The organism is Flavobacterium sp. (genome assembly GCF_035760125.1).
Classification (GTDB): Bacteria; Bacteroidota; Bacteroidia; order Flavobacteriales; family Flavobacteriaceae; genus Flavobacterium.
This window is the reverse complement of record NZ_DASTTN010000352.1, coordinates 1-3,854: the sequence shown is the minus strand read 5'-3', so window position 1 is coordinate 3,854 and position 3,854 is coordinate 1. Positions and strand designations below refer to the sequence as shown.

Genomic DNA, 3,854 nt, shown 5'->3' with positions numbered 1-3,854 from the left:
ATCATCGTTTCTTCAGCTGATTTATCCAATAGTGATAAAACTGATGGCTTCTTGAAAAAATCATCCGTATTGCAAAAAAACAATTTCAACGGTGCCTTTTTACAGACTGGAGTTGCCGAATTGACCATGACTTCCATCGCCAACGGTATTGCTTTGCATGGCGGTGTGATTCCGGTAGTGGCAACATTTTTTGTATTCTCTGATTATATGAAACCTGCCATACGATTGGCCGCTATCCAAGAACTTCCCGTAAAATATGTGCTTACTCACGACTCTTTCCGAGTGGGAGAAGACGGACCAACCCACCAGCCTATTGAGCAGGAAGCACAAATGCGTTTGTTGGAAAAAGTAAAAAACCATTCGGGACACGCTAGTTTATTGGCATTGCGCCCAGCCGATGCTATCGAAACTTCCGTGGCTTGGGATATGGCTTTGAAAAACACCAAAACACCAACAACCTTAATTCTTTCAAGACAAAACATAAAGGATATTCCTACCACCAATTCAAGATATCAGGAAGCAACAGCTGCTAAAAAAGGTGGTTATTTGGTAAAAGAAATTGCAAATCCAGACATCACTTTAATCGCAAACGGATCTGAGGTTTCGACACTTATCGATGCAGCAATCATTTTAGAAAAAGAACATAATCTAAAAATAAATATCGCTTCCATTATTTCCGAAGGCTTGTTTAAATCTCAATCCAAATCATATCAAGAAAGCATTATTCCTAAAGAAAAATTAGTTTTCGGACTTACGGCGGGTCTTCCCGTAAACCTTGAAGGCTTGATAGGTGATAGCGGAAAAATAGTGGGATTAGACCATTTTGGCTATTCGGCGCCAGCGAGCGTTTTGGACGAAAAATTTGGATTTACCAGCCACAGCGTTTGTGCGGAAATACTAAAATATATCGAGGAAAGTGCTCAGATATTAAGTAATTAAGGCTTTAAAAAACTAAGATTCTGAGATACTAAGTAAAAAACTTAAGATCTCAGTGTCTTAGAAACTAAGCAACTAAAAAAGAGAAAAATTAAAAACTCAGAATCTTAGCAACTCAGAAACTTAGATTCTTTTAAAAAAACAAAAACATGAAATTTTTTATCGATACAGCAAATTTAAAAGACATCAAAGAAGCCAATGATTTAGGAATATTGGATGGGGTAACCACAAACCCTTCATTAATGGCAAAAGAAGGAATTACTGGAGCCGACAATATCATTGCGCATTATGTGAAAATATGTGAATTGGTGGATGGCGACGTAAGTGCCGAAGTTATTTCTACTGATTTTGCAGGAATGATTGCCGAAGGAGAAAAATTGGCAGCATTACATCCTCAGATCGTGGTAAAAATCCCGATGATTAAAGACGGTATAAAAGCCATTAAATATTTTTCGAATAAAGGAATCAGAACCAACTGCACATTAGTATTCTCGGTAGGTCAGGCATTGCTTGCCGCCAAAGCAGGTGCTACATATGTATCTCCTTTCATCGGAAGATTGGATGATATTTCAACCGATGGCTTATCACTTATTGAAGATATCAAATTGATCTATGATAATTACGGTTATGAAACCCAAATTCTGGCTGCTTCTGTTCGTCACGTCATGCATATTATAAATTGTGCCAAAATTGGTGCCGATGTCATAACAGGTCCGTTAAGCGCTATTGAAGGTTTGCTAAAACACCCACTTACCGACAGTGGATTGGCAACTTTCCTGGCTGATTACCAAAAAGGAAATAGCTAGAGTTTAAATTTAGAAAGTTCATTTTTGTTCAATAAAAAAAGGAAGCTTCTGCAATAGAAGCTTCCTTTTTTATTTGCCTTAAAATCAAATATGCTTAGCTGTTTAAAAATTTAAAGCAAAATGATTCAAGAGTTTAGCGTCATATTTTTCTTTGTCAAAAGTATAGAGATAGGACCCTTTTCTAGAAGAAGTCATGTCTTTCTCATCTAATTTTATCAAAATATCCAACGAGTTGATTTTACTGATAAAGTTTCTTTTATCTATTTGTTTGTCCAAAATGGATTCATACAACTTAAGCAACTGACTCATTTTGAATTTTTCGGGTAAAAGCTCAAATCCAACTGGTCGCATCGATGTTCTGTAACGCAACCTTCTAATAGCATGTTCCAACATATTGTCGTGGTCAAAAATCAATTTTGGCACTTCAGAAACACTAAACCATTTCGCATGGTAATTCTGAATCAATTCTGCATTATGATTTTCGATATTAATCAGTGCATAATAAGCCACCGATACAGTTCTTTCAACCGGGTCACGATCAATTTCACTGTAGGTATAAAGTTGTTCCATATAGATATCCTGCAAGCCGGTATAAGTATTCAAAACTCTTATGGCTGCCGTATCCAATACTTCCTCTTTTTTAAGAAACCCTCCCATTAAAGACCATTTTCCTTTTTCTGGTTCAAAATCCCTTTTAATCAAAAGGATTTTCAACCCATCTTCATCAAAGCCGAAAATGATACAATCTACCGCTAGAAGAACTTTGTCTGCTGTACTATAACTATTTAGCATTTTCTATATATTTTGTCGTAAATATAAGAACTTCCTTAAAACTACCAAATTTATTTAATGTGGTTTTTACACTAATAAAAATAAAACACAAAAAACACCTTTAAGTATCTGATTAATCAAATCATGCATTTATTTTAGCAATCTCAATAATTTCGTTTTATCCTTGTTAAAATCCAAAAACAAGGATTTAAACCCCATATTTCGACTTATTTTTGAATACAAGTATTTTAATTAAGTGTTAAAATTACATTTACAAGCATTTTTTTTGCATTTTAGAAAGCAATATTCAATCAAAAAAAGAATCAAAAACCAAAAACAATAAGCTTTTATAGGCATATTTTGTACTTAAAATCGTTCTTTTTTTAATCAAAATTTAAATATTATTAAAAAAAACAAAAAATTAATTTAGAAATAAAAAATATAATTAATTATTTGATTATCAGTTATTTGTAATTTACGAAAACGTTTTTCGTAAATATAAAATACACAAATACTTACGTTTATTAGTATATTTTAGGATATCCATTTTTTTTCACGACTTTTTTTATCAGATTAATTTGTTTTTATGCTTTTTTTTTATTTAAATTTACAAATGTAAAAACTACACTTATAATTAACCAAAATGCAATCAATATGACAACAAACCACAGATTATTTTTTTATTGCAATTTTTTATTGCCTAAAAAAGAATGGCTATTAGCACTATTAGTTATGCTCTTCGCTACTTATAATGTATCGGCACAACAAGCCAATGTCGTTTCAGGAAAGATTACCTCCGATAAAGACAAAATGCCTCTTTCTGGAGTAAATATTTTAGTAAAAGGAACTTCTATAGCGACTTCTACAGGTTTTGACGGTGATTATTCTATCAATGCAAAACCAACCGATGTACTAATTTTTTCGTACATAGGATATGAAACTAAAGAACTAACTATTGATAACCGTTCACAAATCAATTATGCCTTAAAAGACGACACTAACAAATTGAATGAGATAGTAGTTATTGGTTATGGAACACAAAAGAAAGCTGATTTATCAGGTGCTGTAAGCGTTGTAAGCTTAAAAGAAGCAAAAACGATAGTTACTTATGATCCAGCGAAAATGTTACAAGGACAAGTAGCGGGCGTTTCAGTACAATCATCTGGAGAACCGGGAGGCTTTGTTAATATTAAAATTAGAGGGATATCTTCTTTTGCAAACACTAACCCTCTTTTTATTATTGATGGAATGATTGTAGACAATCCATATGATTTTGCCCCTGGCGATGTTGAATCGATGCAGGTTTTAAAGGATGGAGCTTCTGCTGCCATTTATGGAGTA

At 33.4% G+C, this 3,854-nt stretch carries 4 protein-coding genes; 3 read left to right on the top strand and 1 reads right to left on the bottom strand.

Annotation, left to right across the window (positions count from 1 at the left end; translation table 11 throughout):
• Window positions 1-939, top strand: a 939-nt coding sequence (locus VFS71_RS12640) for a transketolase-like TK C-terminal-containing protein (protein WP_414655999.1), incomplete at its 5' end; no start/stop codon positions are given.
• A gap of 146 nt (window positions 940-1,085) precedes the next feature.
• Window positions 1,086-1,742 (top strand): fructose-6-phosphate aldolase, encoded by a 657-nt coding sequence (gene fsa / locus VFS71_RS12635; RefSeq protein WP_269221524.1) that lies wholly within the window; start codon window positions 1,086-1,088, stop codon window positions 1,740-1,742.
• A gap of 102 nt (window positions 1,743-1,844) precedes the next feature.
• Here the strand turns inward: fsa and VFS71_RS12630 are convergent, their stop codons facing one another.
• Window positions 1,845-2,534: an NUDIX hydrolase gene (locus VFS71_RS12630; protein WP_326401654.1), complete on the bottom strand. Its 690-nt coding sequence runs from the start codon at window positions 2,532-2,534 to the stop codon at window positions 1,845-1,847.
• 633 nt (window positions 2,535-3,167) lie between these two features.
• Between VFS71_RS12630 and VFS71_RS12625 the strand changes: the two genes are divergently transcribed.
• The coding region (locus tag VFS71_RS12625; RefSeq protein ID WP_326401653.1) for a carboxypeptidase-like regulatory domain-containing protein at window positions 3,168-3,854 on the top strand (687 nt) is incomplete at its 3' end.